Source organism: Rhizobium sp. Rhizsp82, assembly GCF_047325115.1.
GTDB lineage: Bacteria > Pseudomonadota > Alphaproteobacteria > Rhizobiales > Rhizobiaceae > Rhizobium.
Map to the genome: position 1 here is coordinate 3,259,045 of NZ_CP168570.1, position 15,021 is coordinate 3,274,065.

Below are 15,021 nucleotides of genomic sequence, written 5' to 3' on the forward strand. Positions count from 1 at the left end.
CTTACAGCTTGACGGGCTTGCCGGTGCGCGCACTCTCGTCGGCGGCCAGGCAGATGCGCAGCGACGCCACGGCGTCGCCCATGTGGCGGGTGAGGTCCATATCCTCGCGGATAGCCTTCAGCATGAAGGCCTGCTCGCGGTCGCAGAGCTCCTGATGGCCGGGCTCGCCCGCCATCGTCATATCCTGATCCGGCTTGATGAACTTGCCATCGGGACCGGTCTCGGCGCTATGCAGGCGGATGACCGAGGTCTTGGTATGCGTGTCGATATCGTCGGACTTGGCGTTCGGATCCATGACGATCGACACCGCCCCGTTCGGTGACATTACATCCTTCACGAAAAAGGCGGTCTCCGAGATCATCGGTCCCCAGCCGGCCTCGTACCAGCCGCAGGAACCGTCTTCGAAGATCACCTGCAGATGGCCGTAATTATACATGTCGGGCGCGATCTCGTTGGAGAGACGCAGGCCCATGCCGCGCACTTCCACCGGCTTCGCATCGGTGATCTGGCACATGACGTCGACATAGTGAACGCCGCAATCGACGATCGGCGGCGTCGTCTGCATCAGCGATTTATGCGTTTCCCAGGTCGGGCCGCTGGACTGCTGATTGAGGTTCATGCGGAACACATAGGGGCCGCCGAGCTTGCGCGCTTCCTCGATCAGCTTGATCCACGACGGGTGGTGGCGAAGGATATAGCCGATGACGAGCTTGCGCCCGGCCTTCTTCGCAGCCGCAACGACACGCTCGGCATCGGCAACGGTCGTTGCCAGCGGCTTCTCGACGAAGACGTCGCAGCCTGCCTCGAAGGCGGCAACGGCGTAGTCGGCGTGGCTGTCGGAATAGGTGCAGACGGCGCAGAGGTCCGGCTTCAGCTCGGCAAGAGCCGCATAGAAATCCGGATGGATCTTGTAGCCTGCGAGCGCCGGATCGAGCTTCGGCGCCGAGCGGTTGACGAGACCGACAATCTCGTAGCCCGGATTGTTGTGATAGGCGAGCGCGTGGCTGCGGCCCATATTGCCGAGACCGGCGACGAGGACGCGGACGGGCTTCTGAGAACTGCTCATTTTACTGCTCCAGAGGTGATGCCGCGGATCAGCTGCCGCGAGAAGATGACGTAGAGAACGAGGATCGGCAGGATCGCCAGCGACAGTGCCGCCAGAACCGCGTTCCAGTTGGTCACGAACTGACCGATGAAGATCTGGCTGCCGAGCGTAACGGTCTTCGTCGCTTCGGCCGGCGCCAGGATCAGCGGGAACCAGAGATCGTTCCAGATCGGGATCATCGTGAAGACGGCAACCGTCGCCATGGCAGGCCGCACCAGCGGCAGCACCAGGCGGAAGAAGATCGCATATTCGGAGAGGCCATCGATGCGCCCGGCATTCTTCAGGTCATCGGAGACCGTGCGCATGAATTCCGAGAGAATGAAGATCGCCAGCGGTATCCCCTGCGCCGTGTAGACGAGGATCAGCGCCGTCAGCGTATTGACGAGACCGGCAGCCACCATGCCCTGCAGGATCGCCACCGTGCCGAGGCGGATCGGGATCATGATGCCGATCGCCATGTAGAGGCCGACGAGCGTATTGCCCTTGAAGCGGTATTCAGAGAGCGCAAAGGCGGCCATGGCGCCGAACAGCAGCACCAGGAAAATCGACACGATGGTGACGACGAAGCTGTTCTGGAAATAGAGCGCGAAGTCCCCCTGCCCCAGAACCGTCTGATAGCCGACAAGGCTGAAGGTCGACGGCGTCGGCACCTGCAGTGGCGAGCGGAAGATCGCGTTGCGATCCTTGAACGAGTTGATGATCGTCAGGAACACCGGGAAGATCGCGATCAGCGTGTAGCCGATGAGCGCCAGATGCACGAGGCCGGTGCGGATGGGAGAAGTGCGGGCTTTGTTGGACATGTCGCGCTCCTCAGAACTGGTACCGGCGCATGCGGCGCTGGATGGCGAAGAGATAGAAGGAAACGCCGGCAAGGATGATGACGAACATGACGGTGGCAATCGTCGCGCCCACCGACCGGTCGCCGAGCTGCAGCTGGAAGCCGAAGAAGGTGCGGTAGAGCAGCGTGCCCAGGATGTCGGTCGACATATCAGGGCCGGCAAGCGCGCCCTGCACGGTGTAAACGAGGTCGAAGGCGTTGAAATTGCCGACGAAGGTGAGGATCGAGATGATGCCGATCGCCGGCAGGATCAGCGGCAGCTTGATCTTCCAGAACTGCGCCCAGCCGGTAATGCCGTCGCATTCGGCAGCCTCGATCACCTCTTCCGGGATCGAAAGCAGCGCCGCATAGATCAGCATCATCGGGATGCCGATATACTGCCAGTTGGAAATCAGCGAGACGGCGATCAGCGCCGGACCGGACTGGCCGAGCCAGGGCGCAAACAGCCCCTTCATGCCGACAAGGCCCATCAGCCAGGGCGCAACACCCCAGATCGGCGACAGGATCAGCTTCCAGATGAAGCCGACGATGACGAAGGAGAGCAGCGTCGGCAGGAACATGGCGGTGCGGTAGAAGGCAACGAAACGCAGCCGCGGCGTCGACAGGAGTGCTGCCAGCGCAATGCCGATCGGGTTCTGCACGCACATGTGAATGACGAAGAAAATCAGGTTGTTGACCAGCGCGTTCCAGAAGTCGTGCGCCCAGCGCGCGTCTCCGAACAGCACCTTGTAGTTGGCGAGCCCGACAAAGGTCGATTGGCCATCGACCAGATTGTAGAACGAAAGCCTGAGCGTTTCGATCAGCGGCAGGATCATGATCGCCGAATAGACGACGAATGCCGGAAAGAGAAAGACGCCGATATGCCAGCGAACGGGGCGCTTGATCGGAGTGATGTCAGGGTTTGCGGCTTCGCTCATTGGCCCTCGCCTTATTGCTATTGGCTGACGTCGAAGCGCAGCGCAGATGAATCTCGGGGACGGTCAGGTGCCCTCTATAACGTCATGCCGTGGGCATGACGAAAGACCCCTTCTGGCCTGCCGGCCATCTTCCCCACAAGGGGGAAGACAACTCGCGGCATGCTTCCCTCCCTGCCGTTTGCCGCAGGCACGCTGCGGCAAAAGCCCCTCCCCCTTGTGGGGAGGGGTTGGGGAGGGGTTTTCGGTTACTTGCCCGGCTTGTACCAGCTGTCGAGGCCCTTCTGGAGCTTCTCGCCGGCAACGGCCGGGGTGTCGGTGCCGTTGATGACGTTGGCCGATTCAACCCAGGTCTCGTTTTCGAGGTTCGGGGTGCCGCGCGACAGGATCTGGTAGGTCGAGCGGACGGTCGACTTGTACGGGCCGCGCCAGGAAACGAATTCCTGAGCAAGCGGATCGCTCATCTTGACCGGGTTGGAGTTCAGGCTGAAGAAGCCCGGCAGCGAGTTCGCGTAGATGTCGGCGAATTCGCTGGAAGCGACCCACGACAGGAACTTCTTGGCTTCTTCGGCATGCGCGCTCTTGGCGTTCAGGGCAACGCCGATATCCGGATGGTCGGAGATGTAGCCCTGGTCGCCAGCCTTCGGAACCGGCGGCGGGAATGCGCCCATCTTGAACTGAGCCTGGCTGTTGAACAGCGCGATTTCCCACGAACCGGCCGGGTAGATCGCTGCGCGGCCGAGCGTGAAGAGGTTCTGGCTGTCCGAGTAGGTCTGGGCTTCGAAACCGTCGCCGAGGTAGGGCTTCCACTTGGCAAGCTCTTCGTAAGGCTTGACCCAGTCGGCATCCGTCAGCTTCTGCTTGCCGGAGATCAGAGCGGCGCGGCCGTCTTCACCCTTCCAATAGTTCGGACCGATGTTCTGGTAGCCCATGGTTGCGGCTTCCCAGAGGTCCTTCGTGCCCATGGCGAGCGGGATGAACGTGCCGTCAGCCTTGATCTTGTCGAGAGCGGCGAAAAACTCGTCTTCCGTCTTCGGAACAGCGATGCCGAGCTTGTCGAAGGCATCCTTGTTGTAGATGAAGCCGTGGATGACCGAGGCCATCGGCACGCAGAAAGTGGACTTGCCGTCGTCGGTCGACCAGGCAGCCTTGGCAACCGGCGTGAAGTTTTCCATGCCCGGGAGGCTCGTCAGGTCGGCCAGCTGCTTCTTGTTGAAGAGCTCGAGCGAAGCGTCGAATGGACGGCAGGTGATGATGTCGCCTGCAGAACCGGCATCGAGCTTGGCGTTCAGCGAAGCATTGTACTCGGTCGGAGCGGTCGGAGCGAAGACGATCTTGATGCCCGGGTTCTTGGCTTCGAAAGCCGGGATGATCTTTTCCTGCCAGATCTGCAGGTCGTCGTTACGCCAGCTTTCGACCGTCAGCGTCACATCGGCGCCATAGGCAAAACCGGCAGACGTCAGCAGGCTCGAAGCCAGCAGCAGGCTTTTCAGAGCAGTGTTTTTCATTTCCCTCTCCTGTTTTAAGCGCCATCCGGCGCTTCTTTGGTTCTGAAACAAGCAATCGGCGTGTCTGAGGAAACACCCAACGCCCCCTTTCGAGGATCGCCAAGGCTGGCGGTCCCTTAAGCTCGAACCGGCGAAAAAGGCGCAAGGCCTCCGGCCGGACTGCACCCTCCCAATACGCAAAGCGGGGCGCGGTATTCTCATGGGGAAGAGCTGATGACTGCGGGGCGGCGGATTGCCCGATAGGCGATCCCAAGCCTGATACAATCGTCTTCAGGAGCGTCCCGGCCGCTGATTTTCGTGCCGGTGTAAATTTGCCCCTGTTTGCTGTTCCCTTTTTCAGAATTAAGTCCAAAAAAATACCAATTGTCCAGCCGAATTTAACTTTTGGCGGTCCGAATTTTCATAAAAAATTTTTATTATTTAAAATCAACATGATAGAAATATGAAATTTTCGAGCCAATTTTGCTTGGTAAATGGTATTTTTTTGGTATGGTAATAAAAAACGACGGGAACAGCGTTATCCGGGGGTCCGATGACGGAACTGGCAATCGGCATTGATGGTGGCGGATCGAGCTGCCGCGCCGCGGTCGCAGACCGGACCGGCAATATTCTGGGCCGCGGCACCGCCGGCCCCGCCAATATCCTGTCCAATCTCGAAGGATCGCTCGAGAACATCATTCTCTCCGCGAAAGAGGCGCTGCGCGACGCCGCACTGGCACCTGAAACCGTTTCCAGCGTCTCCGCCGTCGTCGGCGTCGCAGGCGCCAATGTCGGCGACTACGGCAGCCGCATCGAGAAGGCCCTTCCCTTCGCCGACGGCAAGGTCGTCACCGACGCGCTGATCGCGCTGCAGGGCGCGCTCGGCGATTCCGATGGCGCGATCGGCGCCTTTGGAACCGGCTCCGTCTATAATGCGCGCCGCAACGGCAAGGTCAGCGGCATCGGCGGCTTCATCGTCGGCGACCAGGCAAGCGGCGCGCGCCTCGGCCGCGACCTGCTGGAACGCTCGCTGCTGGCTTATGACAAGGTGCGCGCCGGCTCCGCGCTCACGGCCAAGGTTATGGCCGAGTTCGCAAACGATCCCGAAAAGCTCGTCGAATTCGCCCATGTCGCGAAACCCAAGGATTTTGCGCGCTATGCGCCCGCCGTCTTCGAACATGCCGGTAGTGGCGACGACGTGGCTGCCGGCATCGTCCGTGATGCGGCGGCTGCGATCGGCGAAAATCTCGACGCACTGATCTGGCCCGGATGCCCGGCGATCTGCCTGCTCGGCGGCCTCGCCGTTGCCTACCGCCCCTGGCTTGCCGAGCGCCATCTGGCATTGCTAGCCGAACCGAAGGGCGACGTGCTGCAGGGCGCCGTCGAGCTGGCCGTCAAGCGCCTGAACGTCGAGACGCGGGGTGCGGCATGACCGAAGATCTCTCCACCATCCTCTCGCCCGAACGCGTCCAGGCCGGCGGCACCGGCCCGCTCTACGTCAAGCTCCGCCGCACGCTGGAAGAAGCCGTGCGCAAGGGCACACTCGGCCACGGCGACGCCCTGCCCCCGGAGCGCGATATCGCCGAATTCGCGGCCGTCAGCCGCGTCACCGTCCGCAAGGCGATCGACGATCTCGTCGCCGACGGCCTGCTTGTGCGCCGTCACGGCTCCGGCACCTTCGTCGCCAAACCGGTCTCCAAGGTCGAGCAGCGCCTGTCGCAGCTGACATCCTTCACCGAAGACATGGCCCGGCGCGGCATGACCTCGCGCTCCGAATGGCTGCACAAGGGCATTCACACACCCTCGCCCGACGAAATGATGATCCTCGGCCTCGGCACCGACATCAAGGTCTCGCGCCTCTCGCGCCTGCGCATCGCCGACGACCAGCCGCTCGCCATCGAAAACGCCAGCGTCTCCGGCGAATTCCTGCCCGACCCGTCCGTCGTCACCACCTCGCTCTATGCCGAGCTCGAACGCCGCCAGGTTCGCCCGACCCGCGCTGTCCAGCGCATCTCCGCCACCAACATGAAGGAAGCCGACGCCCACCTCCTCGGCGTCCCCGTCGGCGCCGCCGGCCTGTCGATCGAGCGTATCTCCTACCTCGCCTCCGGCCGCGCCGTCGAATTCACCCGCTCCCTCTACCGCGGCGACGCCTATGATTTCGTCGCCGAACTGACGATCGGCGCGAGCTAGACTGTTATTCAATGTTATCTATTGCTATCATCCATCGCCGACCAAGCGATGGAGAGAGCAATGGCAAGCATCGCGCTGAGCGAACACTACGAGCGCCTTATCAAGAAGCAGCTTGAATCCGGCCGCTACAACAACGCCAGCGAGGTCGTTCGCGCCGGCCTGCGCCTGCTGGAAGACTATGAAGATGGTCGGGAGCAGTGGCTTCGTGACGAAGTCGCGGCCCGCTTCGACGAGATCAAAGGCGACATCGAGACCGGCGTATCGCTCGACACTGCCTTCAGCAACATCGAGCAGAGACACAAGGCCAGATTGGCGAAAGAGAAGTAGGTGGCCGAATATAAGGTCGTCTTTCACCGGGAAGCCGAGCGCGAACTCGCCGAACTCTACGACTATGTCGCCGATTAGGCGGGCGCTGCCATCGCCTGGAATTTCATCTCCGGCATCCGTGATTTCTGCATCGAGCTAGCGACATTTCCGGAACGCGGCAGCCGGCAAGACCATATCCGCAAGGGTCTTCGCGTGGTCGGCTACAAGCGCCGCGTCAGCATCGCATTTACAGTCGCCGAGGGAACAGTCGTAATCCTTGGCATTTTCTATGGCGGCAGGCAGATAGGATCACGCAGTCTCAAATCCCGCAAATAGCGCCGATCGCATTGAAGAGCCGCTCGCCTGAGGCTATTCCTTGAGGTCATGACGACAGCACCCAGAATTTCCGTCCTCGACGCCGTTTCCGATCCGGGCAATCCGGCAAAGGCAAATGAAGACCGTCTCGGCCACAACGAGGCCTGCGCCTTCGTCATCGACGGCGCAACCGGTCTCGGGGATCGGCAATATGTCGATCCTGACGGTAGCGATGCCGCCTGGATTGCCGCGCGTTGCGCGGACGCTTTTCAGCGCGGCATTACCCGCGATACCACAATCCCGGATATCGCCCGCGTGGCATCGGAAGACGCCCTCAAGAGCTTCACCGGCAGCCATCCCGACGTCCCCCGCTACGCCTGGCCGCTCTCGGCCTTTGCGATGGTGCACGCGACGCACGACGCCTTCACCTTCTATGGCCTTGGCGACTCCTGCGTCTTCCTGCTTCAGGAAGACGGTTCGGCAAGCCTCCACACGGCGATACCCGGCGCCTATGCAAGGGAGCAGGAGCACGCGCGCAGCCACATCGCCCGCACCGGTGGCATTAACAATGGCGGCGGCGCCCTCGCCGACCCCGAGACGCTCGCCGCACTTCGCCGCCACCGCGAGAGCCAGAACACGCCCGGCGGCATCTGGACGCTCGGCCTCGTTCCCGAGGCAGCCGACCACCTCGTCCATGAGCCGCTACCGGTCAAAGCCCGGGCGCACGCCATCATCTGCAGCGACGGCCTGGCCGATCTCGTCGTGCTCTATACGCTTTACGATGCGGCAAGCCTGGTCCGAACGGCGCTCGACAGAGGACTGCGCCCGATAATCGAAGAACTCCGCCGCCTGGAACGCGAAGTCGATCCCGACGGCCTGCGCTATCCCCGCTTCAAGCAGAGCGACGACACGACGGCGATCTTGGTGGAGCTCACGACGTAGAGAGAAATTACCATAATTTCAAAAAGATAAGGGCGGAAAGTGAATCACTTTCCGCCCTTCTTGATTCAATCTCTGAAGACCGCAGCCCGAAATCAGGCCGCGTCCTCGATCTCGTCGCTGGCCTTGGTAGGCACATAGTTGAGCACCGGTCCGAGCCAGCGCTCGACCTCGGTGACCTCCATGCCCTTGCGCGCGGCATAGTCTTCGACCTGGTCGCGCTCCACCTTGGCGACGCCGAAATAGTAGGAGTCGGGGTGGCCGATATAGAGGCCGGAGACGGAGGAGCCGGGCCACATGGCGTAGCTCTCGGTGAGCTTCACGCCCGCGGTGTTCTCAGCGTCGAGAAGCTCGAACAGCGTCTTCTTCTCGGTATGGTCGGGCTGTGCCGGATAGCCGGGCGCCGGGCGGATACCGGCATATTGCTCGGTGATCAGCTCGTCGTTCGAGAGCGTCTCGTCCTTGGCATAGCCCCAATATTCGCGGCGCACCTGCTCGTGCATGCGCTCGGCAAAGGCTTCGGCGAAGCGGTCGGCCAGCGCCTTGACGAGGATCGACGAGTAGTCGTCGTTCGCCCGTTCGAAGCGCTCGGCGATCGCCACTTCCTCGATACCGGCGGTGACGACGAAGCCGCCGACATAGTCCTCAAGACCGGTCGCTTCGGGCGCGACGAAATCAGAGAGAGCCACATTCGGGCGTCCGTCGCGCTTCGACAGCTGCTGGCGCAGCGTGAAGAAGGTCGCGAGTTCTTCCTTGCGGGCATTATCCTTGAACAGGCGGATATCGTCGCCAACGGCGTTCGCCGGCCAGAAGCCGATCACGCCGCGCGGGCGGAACCACTTCTCGTCGATGATCTTCTTCAGCATCGCCTGCGCATCGTTCCAGAGCGCGCGCGCCGCCTCGCCCTGCTTCTCGTCTTCGAGAATGGCCGGATAGCGGCCGCGCAGTTCCCAGGTCTGGAAGAACGGCGTCCAGTCGATATAGCGGGCGATATCGGCGAGATCGTAGTCCTCGAAAACCTTGGTTCCCAGGAAGCTCGGCCTGGTCGGCTTGTAGGCAGACCAATCGACCTGATGGGCATTCTCGCGGGCACGCGATAGCGGCAGGCGCACCTTCTCGGCTTCACTGCGCGCATGCGCGGCAGCGACCTTGGCATATTCGGTGCGGATATCGGCGACGTACCCATCCTTGTTCTCGGGCGACAGCAGCGAGGAGACCACACCCACGGCGCGGCTGGCATCGGTCACGTAGATCGCCTGGCCCTTGCTGTAGCCCGGATGGATCTTCACCGCCGTATGCACGCGGCTAGTCGTCGCGCCACCGATCAGCAGCGGAATATCGAAGCCCTGGCGCTCCATCTCGGCCGCCACATGCACCATCTCGTCGAGCGACGGCGTGATCAGGCCGGAAAGACCGATGACATCGACCTTCTCGGCAACAGCCGTCTCGAGGATCTTGGTGGCGGGTACCATGACGCCGAGATCGATGATCTCGTAATTGTTGCAGGCGAGAACGACGCCGACGATATTCTTGCCGATATCGTGCACGTCGCCCTTGACGGTCGCCATCAGGATCTTGCCGGCAGATTTCTGCTCGCTGCCGCCGTTCAGCCGCTTCTCTTCTTCCATATAGGGAAGCAGAACGGCAACGGCCTGCTTCATGACGCGGGCGGACTTCACCACCTGCGGCAGGAACATCTTGCCCGAGCCGAAGAGATCGCCGACGACATTCATCCCGGCCATCAGCGGACCCTCGATGACATGCAGCGGACGCGCAGCCTTCTGGCGTGCTTCCTCGGTATCGGCTTCGATATATTCGGTATTGCCGTTGACCAGCGCATGCTCGAGACGCTTCTCGACCGGCCATTCGCGCCAGGAGAGATCCTGAACCTTGGCTTCCTTGCCACCGGCGCCGCGGAACCGTTCCGCGACCTCCAGCAGCCGCTCGGTACTGTCGGCGCGGCGGTTCAGCACGACGTCTTCACAGGCTTCGCGCAGCTCCGCATCGATCTGGTCGTAGACCGCCAGCTGACCAGCATTGACGATGCCCATGTCCATCCCCGCCTGGATGGCGTGGTAGAGGAACACGGCATGCATCGCCTCGCGCACCGGCTCATTGCCGCGGAACGAGAAGGACAGGTTCGAGACGCCGCCCGAGATATGGACGAGTGGCATTTCCTTGCGGATCGTCCGCGTCGCCTCGATGAAATCGACGCCGTAATTGTTGTGCTCTTCGATACCTGTCGCGACCGCGAAGATGTTCGGATCGAAGATGATGTCCTCAGGCGAAAGGCCGGCTTCTTCCGTCAGCAGCTTGTAGGCACGGCGGCAGATTTCCACCTTGCGGTCGTAGCTGTCGGCCTGACCGGTTTCGTCGAACGCCATGACGACGACGGCCGCACCATAGCGATGCAAGAGCTTCGCCTGCGCCAGGAAATTCTCCTCGCCTTCCTTCAGCGAGATGGAATTGACGATCGGCTTGCCCTGAACGCATTTCAGGCCCGACTCGATGATCTGGAATTTCGAGCTATCGATCATGACGGGCACGCGGGCGATATCCGGCTCCGCTGCGATCAGGTTGAGGAACTCGACCATCGCCTTTTCGGAATCGATCAGGCCCTCGTCCATGTTGATGTCGATGACCTGCGCGCCGTTCTCGACCTGGTCGCGCGCCACATCCAGCGCCGTCGTGTAATCGGCATTGGTGATCAGCTTGCGGAACTTGGCCGAACCGGTGACGTTGGTGCGCTCGCCGACATTGACGAACGGAATATCCTTGGTCAGCTCGAAGGGCTCGAGGCCCGAGAGCGACATGAACGGACGGTGTTCCGGGATCGGGCGCGGCTTGTACTTGGCAACCGTCTCGGCGATGACGCGGATATGCTCCGGCGTCGAGCCGCAGCAGCCGCCGACGATGTTGACGAGACCTTCGCGGGCGAAGCCCTCGATCTGCGCCGCCATCAGTTCAGGCGTTTCGTCATACTGGCCGAACTCGTTCGGCAGGCCGGCATTCGGATAGGCACAGATGAAGGTATCGGCAACGCCCGACAGTTCCTGCAGATGCGGGCGCATGGCGTTGGCGCCGAGCGCGCAGTTGAGGCCGATGGTGAACGGGTTTGCGTGGCGCACCGAGTTCCAGAAAGCCGACGGCGTCTGGCCGGACAGCGTACGGCCGGAAAGGTCGGTAATCGTGCCGGAGATCATCACCGGCAGGCGAATGCCCTTGGCCTCGAAGCGCTCCTCGCAGGCAAAGATCGCAGCCTTGGCGTTCAGCGTATCGAAAATCGTCTCGATCAGGATGATATCGGCGCCGCCATCGATCAGTCCGTCGATCTGCTCGCCATAGGCGATGCGCAGGTCGTCGAAGGAAACGGCGCGGTAGCCGGGATTGTTGACGTCGGGCGAGATCGAAGCCGTACGGTTGGTCGGGCCGATGGCGCCGGCAACGAAGCGGCGGCGGCCATCCTCGCGCTCGGCGCGCAGTGCCGCGCGGCGGACGATCTCGGCGCCTTCCTTGTTCAGCGCGTAAACCTCGCCTTCCATCTCGTAATCGGCCTGCGCGATGCGGGTCGAGGAGAAGGTGTTGGTTTCGAGAATATCGGCGCCGGCCTTGGCATATTTATAATGAATCTCTTCCAGCGCGGCGGGCTGGCTGAGGATCAGCAGGTCGTTATTGCCCTTCTGATGGCAGGCGCAGCCGATGAACCTGTCGCCACGGAACTGGTCCTCGTCATAGCCGAGACCCTGGATCTGCGTGCCCATGGCGCCGTCGAGAACGAGGATGCGCTCGCTAGCGGCTTTCTTAAGCGCCGCGAACACTTCACTGCCGTCGCGTTTTGCCCCATCAGGACCGAAAAGATTGTCGAACACGGGCGGACTCCTTGCGTCGTTCAAGACCAGGGTGATGAAATCACATAAAGATATCTTTATGTCAATATATGCCTGCCACAAGAATGGATTACAAGGCGGGGCGGCGTGACAGACTCGGCGGACCTCTATATAGGCGTTCCGCAAGGCTTTGTGCATGAAATCGGAGGAGCGACATGGCATCGGCAAACGGCAGCAGCGGTCTCGGAAACTGGACGACCCGCGCCTATCACCGCAACTGGCTCTTGGCCCAGGCAAACGGCCTTTTCGATTTCTTTCAGCACCAGTCGATCAACCCGAAGGGCGGATTCTACGATCTCGATGATCAGGGCAAGCCGCTCGACGCCGAGGGTCAGGTGCGCAGCATCCATATCGCCGCCCGCGCCGTCCACTGCTTTGCCGCAGGCACCCTGCTCGGCCGCCCCGGCGCATCTGATGTCGTCGACCACGGCATGGACTATCTCTGGAACCATCACCGCGACCGCAAGAACGGCGGATATTTCTGGTCCCTCGACAATAACGGCCGCGTCGATTCCAACAAGCAGGGCTATGGCCACGCCTTCGTGCTGCTCGCCGCATCCTCGGCCAAGACCATCGGCCATCCGCTGGCCGACGGCATGCTTGCCGATATCACCGAAGTCCTGAATACCCGCTTCTGGGAAGCCAGGCACGGCGCCATCGCCGAGGAATTCACCGCCGACTGGCAGCCGCTCGATGGCGGCAATTACCGCGGCCAGAACTCCAACATGCACCTGACGGAAGCGCTGATGGCCGCCTTCGAGGCGACCGGCGACCGCGAATATCTGACCAAGGCCGAAAGCATCGCCGATCTCGTTATCCGCCGCGCCGCCGGTTCGGTCGGCTGGCGCGTCGCCGAGCATTTCGGCGCCGACTGGAGCCTCGACAAGAACTACTACCACCCGAACGAAATGTTCCGCCCGGCCGGCACCACGCCCGGCCACTCGCTGGAATGGGCCCGCCTCATCCTGCAGCTCTGGGTTCTCGGCGGCAAGAAGCTGGACTGGCTGCCGGACGCCGCCAAGGGCCTGTTCTCGCAGTCGATGGCGCTCGGCTGGGACAATGACAAGGGCGGCTTCTTCTATACGCTCGATTGGGACGACAAGCCCGCCAAGCGCAACAAGCTCTGGTGGCCGGCCTGCGAAGCGGCAGCCGCGGCCCACTTCCTCAACGAGCACCTGCCGAGCGATTTCCACGAGGAAAGCTACCGCAAGGTCTGGAACGTCATCGAACGCTGCTTCATCGACCACGAGAACGGCGGCTGGCACGAAGAGCTGACGGAAGACCTCGTGCCCTCGCACAGCCTGTTCCCCGGCAAGGGCGACATCTACCACGCCCTGCAGGCCTGCCTGATCCCGCTCTTCCCGGCGACCGGCAGCATCACAAAGGGCATCATCGAAGCCGGCGGCAAGCTCTAAGCACTAGAGCCATTCCCGTTCCGGCGGGAATGGCCGCATGCCCTATCCGAGCCGCAGCGAATCCAGATCCTTCGCCAGCATCAGCGCCAGCGCCTCGACCGCGAGATTATGGTCGTCGCGCTGCGGCAGGCCTGAAACCGTGACCGCGCCGATGCAGCCGGTGCCCTTCACATTGATCGGGAAGCTGCCGCCATGGGCGGCGTAATCGGCGCTCGAAAGCCCGTTATCCTCGATCGTCTTGCCATCCGATTTCAGCTTCAACCCGCAGGCATAGCTGCTCTTCAGATAGCGGAACACCATGTTGCGCTTGCGCCGGACCCACTGCACATTGTCGGGCGTCGCGCCCGGCAGCGCTACGTAGAAGACCTGCATCGAATGCAGCGACACATCGATCGCCACCTTCAGCCCCCGGTCGGTCGAAAGCTCCTGCAGGAGCTTGCCGAGCTGCCAGGCGCTCGTCAGGTCGAAGCTGTCGAAGGCGAGCACCTTTTCCTGTTCGGCGATGCGAACCAGATCATCCTCGATGGTCATCACAGGCACTCCTCTCCTCATACGACTAGGAGAGAACATCCGCAGGGCGCAGAAAAAAGTAAAGCGAAATCGTAGTGATAGCTCTGCCCGGACGAGAGCGCCTAGTGCGGCATGGTGGCCAGCGCCCCGATGATCTCCTCGGGCCGCATCGGCTCGCTGGCGCGCAGCTTCACCCGGCCGTCGCGATCGAGCAGGATCAGCCCGAATTCGCCCGGTTGCGGACCATCGAGCGTGTCGCGCAGCTCGTCGGCATCGAGATCATGCGGATCGTCGAACAGCGGAAACACGCCGCCGCCGGCAATGTTGAAGACCTCGATATCTTCCTCGATGAACCGCAGATGCGCCTTGCGCAAGAGATCGTCCTGGCGCGATGCGCGGTCGTCCTCGGCATCGGCAAACACCAGCAGCACGCGCTTCTTGCCGCCGAACGGCCTGAGGCAGCGCGGCGTCGAGACCGTGTGCGGCTCGGTTCCGAGAATTTCCCGTACGAATGATTTCAGCATGATGCCCATCCTTCCTATCGTCATCAACGGCTGGAGGCCTGAGCGGTTCCCGCAGGAAGCGGGGCAGGATCGCCAGCTGACGGCGATCCTGCGATTTGGGTGCTACTCGCGCGATTCGCGCGGTGCAGCGCGGCCGGTAACGGCCACGACATCGGTCCCGCCATTGGCGAGAAGCCGTTTGCGAACCAGAACGCGCATGACGCGCGCCGCTGTCGAGAAGGTCATCTGGTCGAGAGGACCCTCGCCTTCCCAGGGCTTGGTCAGCCGCTCGGTGACGGCACCGACGATATTCATCGGCACGATGTCGTCGCATTCGCGCATGGCTTCGAACACCATGCTGATCGGCAGGACCTTCCCTTCGAAGGTCACGATCGGTTCTGTGAGTTCCGTATCCCATTCTTCGAAGGCATAGAGAGCCTCACGGAAGAGTTCCTGAAGGGTGAACGGGGCGTGTCCGTTGTGAAGCGGCGGCAAGGCATTCGTCATGTCTGTCTCCTCTTGGCAGGGATGAAGCCATTTCCTCCTCATCGGCCGGGAAATTAATGCGGAAAACAGAACTCGGGTTCCCTCGCGCGGCCGAATAACACG

Annotated in this window: 13 protein-coding genes; 5 read left to right on the forward strand and 8 right to left on the reverse strand. The window is 61.9% G+C overall.

Going from position 1 to position 15,021, the window contains the following annotated elements:
• Position 1 precedes the first annotated feature (1 nt).
• The 4 genes from ACEN84_RS21185 to ACEN84_RS21200 all read right to left on the reverse strand — a co-directional run bounded on the left by ACEN84_RS21185 (position 2) and on the right by ACEN84_RS21200 (position 4,365).
• Positions 2 to 1,066: a Gfo/Idh/MocA family protein gene (locus ACEN84_RS21185; protein WP_112715562.1), complete on the reverse strand. Its 1,065-nt coding sequence runs from the start codon at positions 1,064 to 1,066 to the stop codon at positions 2 to 4.
• On the reverse strand, positions 1,063 to 1,905 hold the full coding sequence (locus tag ACEN84_RS21190) for a carbohydrate ABC transporter permease (RefSeq protein WP_130277960.1): 843 nt from the start codon (positions 1,903 to 1,905) through the stop codon (positions 1,063 to 1,065). Before ACEN84_RS21190 ends, ACEN84_RS21185 begins: the two co-directional genes overlap by 4 nt.
• A 10-nt stretch (positions 1,906 to 1,915) precedes the next feature.
• Entirely contained in the window at positions 1,916 to 2,860 is a 945-nt protein-coding gene (locus ACEN84_RS21195) for a carbohydrate ABC transporter permease (protein ID WP_413709812.1), read from the reverse strand.
• 245 nt (positions 2,861 to 3,105) lie between these two features.
• Positions 3,106 to 4,365, reverse strand: a complete 1,260-nt coding sequence (locus tag ACEN84_RS21200) for an ABC transporter substrate-binding protein (protein ID WP_413709813.1) — start codon at positions 4,363 to 4,365, stop codon at positions 3,106 to 3,108.
• A 532-nt stretch (positions 4,366 to 4,897) separates the two neighbouring features.
• On the opposite strand from ACEN84_RS21200, the gene ACEN84_RS21205 reads away from it, so the two are divergent.
• From ACEN84_RS21205 to ACEN84_RS21220, 4 genes are all read left to right on the forward strand, one after another.
• The gene (locus ACEN84_RS21205) at positions 4,898 to 5,776 is read left to right on the forward strand and encodes a BadF/BadG/BcrA/BcrD ATPase family protein (RefSeq protein ID WP_413709814.1); all 879 of its coding nucleotides are present in this window, start codon (positions 4,898 to 4,900) and stop codon (positions 5,774 to 5,776) included.
• The gene (locus tag ACEN84_RS21210) at positions 5,773 to 6,537 is read left to right on the forward strand and encodes a GntR family transcriptional regulator (RefSeq protein ID WP_199629211.1); all 765 of its coding nucleotides are present in this window, start codon (positions 5,773 to 5,775) and stop codon (positions 6,535 to 6,537) included. Before ACEN84_RS21205 ends, ACEN84_RS21210 begins: the two co-directional genes overlap by 4 nt.
• Positions 6,538 to 6,597: 60 nt before the next feature.
• Positions 6,598 to 6,864 carry a type II toxin-antitoxin system ParD family antitoxin gene (locus ACEN84_RS21215; RefSeq protein ID WP_413709815.1) on the forward strand — a complete coding sequence of 89 codons (267 nt, stop codon included), beginning with the start codon at positions 6,598 to 6,600 and terminating at the stop codon, positions 6,862 to 6,864.
• 363 nt (positions 6,865 to 7,227) lie between these two features.
• Positions 7,228 to 8,100, forward strand: coding sequence for a hypothetical protein (locus tag ACEN84_RS21220; protein WP_413709816.1), 873 nt, complete (start codon positions 7,228 to 7,230; stop codon positions 8,098 to 8,100).
• A 92-nt stretch (positions 8,101 to 8,192) separates the two neighbouring features.
• Here the strand turns inward: ACEN84_RS21220 and metH are convergent, their stop codons facing one another.
• Complete coding sequence (gene metH, locus ACEN84_RS21225) at positions 8,193 to 11,966, reverse strand: methionine synthase (protein ID WP_413709817.1); 3,774 nt, start codon at positions 11,964 to 11,966, stop codon at positions 8,193 to 8,195.
• Between the two features lie 173 nt (positions 11,967 to 12,139).
• Here metH and ACEN84_RS21230 point away from each other — a divergent pair, with 173 nt between their 5' ends.
• Complete coding sequence (locus tag ACEN84_RS21230; RefSeq protein WP_413709818.1) at positions 12,140 to 13,399, forward strand: AGE family epimerase/isomerase; 1,260 nt, start codon at positions 12,140 to 12,142, stop codon at positions 13,397 to 13,399.
• A gap of 42 nt (positions 13,400 to 13,441) precedes the next feature.
• Here ACEN84_RS21230 and ACEN84_RS21235 read toward each other — a convergent pair whose 3' ends face one another.
• The 3 genes from ACEN84_RS21235 to ACEN84_RS21245 all read right to left on the reverse strand — a co-directional run bounded on the left by ACEN84_RS21235 (position 13,442) and on the right by ACEN84_RS21245 (position 14,919).
• Complete coding sequence (locus tag ACEN84_RS21235; protein WP_199629217.1) at positions 13,442 to 13,930, reverse strand: heme-degrading domain-containing protein; 489 nt, start codon at positions 13,928 to 13,930, stop codon at positions 13,442 to 13,444.
• 101 nt (positions 13,931 to 14,031) lie between these two features.
• Positions 14,032 to 14,433: a DUF4174 domain-containing protein gene (locus ACEN84_RS21240; RefSeq protein ID WP_112715757.1), complete on the reverse strand. Its 402-nt coding sequence runs from the start codon at positions 14,431 to 14,433 to the stop codon at positions 14,032 to 14,034.
• A 102-nt stretch (positions 14,434 to 14,535) separates the two neighbouring features.
• On the reverse strand, positions 14,536 to 14,919 hold the full coding sequence (locus ACEN84_RS21245) for a hypothetical protein (protein ID WP_199629219.1): 384 nt from the start codon (positions 14,917 to 14,919) through the stop codon (positions 14,536 to 14,538).
• Positions 14,920 to 15,021 lie beyond the last annotated feature (102 nt).

Bases quoted from the DNA above. Each gene is read 5' to 3' on its own strand.
- ACEN84_RS21185 (WP_112715562.1), bottom strand. From the start codon at position 1,066: ATGAGCAGTTCTCAGAAGCCCGTCCGCGTCCTCGTCGCCGGTCTCGGC.
- ACEN84_RS21190 (WP_130277960.1), bottom strand. From the start codon at position 1,905: ATGTCCAACAAAGCCCGCACTTCTCCCATCCGCACCGGCCTCGTGCAT.
- ACEN84_RS21195 (WP_413709812.1), bottom strand. From the start codon at position 2,860: ATGAGCGAAGCCGCAAACCCTGACATCACTCCGATCAAGCGCCCCGTT.
- ACEN84_RS21200 (WP_413709813.1), bottom strand. From the start codon at position 4,365: ATGAAAAACACTGCTCTGAAAAGCCTGCTGCTGGCTTCGAGCCTGCTG.
- ACEN84_RS21205 (WP_413709814.1), top strand. From the start codon at position 4,898: ATGACGGAACTGGCAATCGGCATTGATGGTGGCGGATCGAGCTGCCGC.
- ACEN84_RS21210 (WP_199629211.1), top strand. From the start codon at position 5,773: ATGACCGAAGATCTCTCCACCATCCTCTCGCCCGAACGCGTCCAGGCC.
- ACEN84_RS21215 (WP_413709815.1), top strand. From the start codon at position 6,598: ATGGCAAGCATCGCGCTGAGCGAACACTACGAGCGCCTTATCAAGAAG.
- ACEN84_RS21220 (WP_413709816.1), top strand. From the start codon at position 7,228: ATGACGACAGCACCCAGAATTTCCGTCCTCGACGCCGTTTCCGATCCG.
- ACEN84_RS21230 (WP_413709818.1), top strand. From the start codon at position 12,140: ATGGCATCGGCAAACGGCAGCAGCGGTCTCGGAAACTGGACGACCCGC.
- ACEN84_RS21235 (WP_199629217.1), bottom strand. From the start codon at position 13,930: ATGACCATCGAGGATGATCTGGTTCGCATCGCCGAACAGGAAAAGGTG.
- ACEN84_RS21240 (WP_112715757.1), bottom strand. From the start codon at position 14,433: ATGCTGAAATCATTCGTACGGGAAATTCTCGGAACCGAGCCGCACACG.
- ACEN84_RS21245 (WP_199629219.1), bottom strand. From the start codon at position 14,919: ATGACGAATGCCTTGCCGCCGCTTCACAACGGACACGCCCCGTTCACC.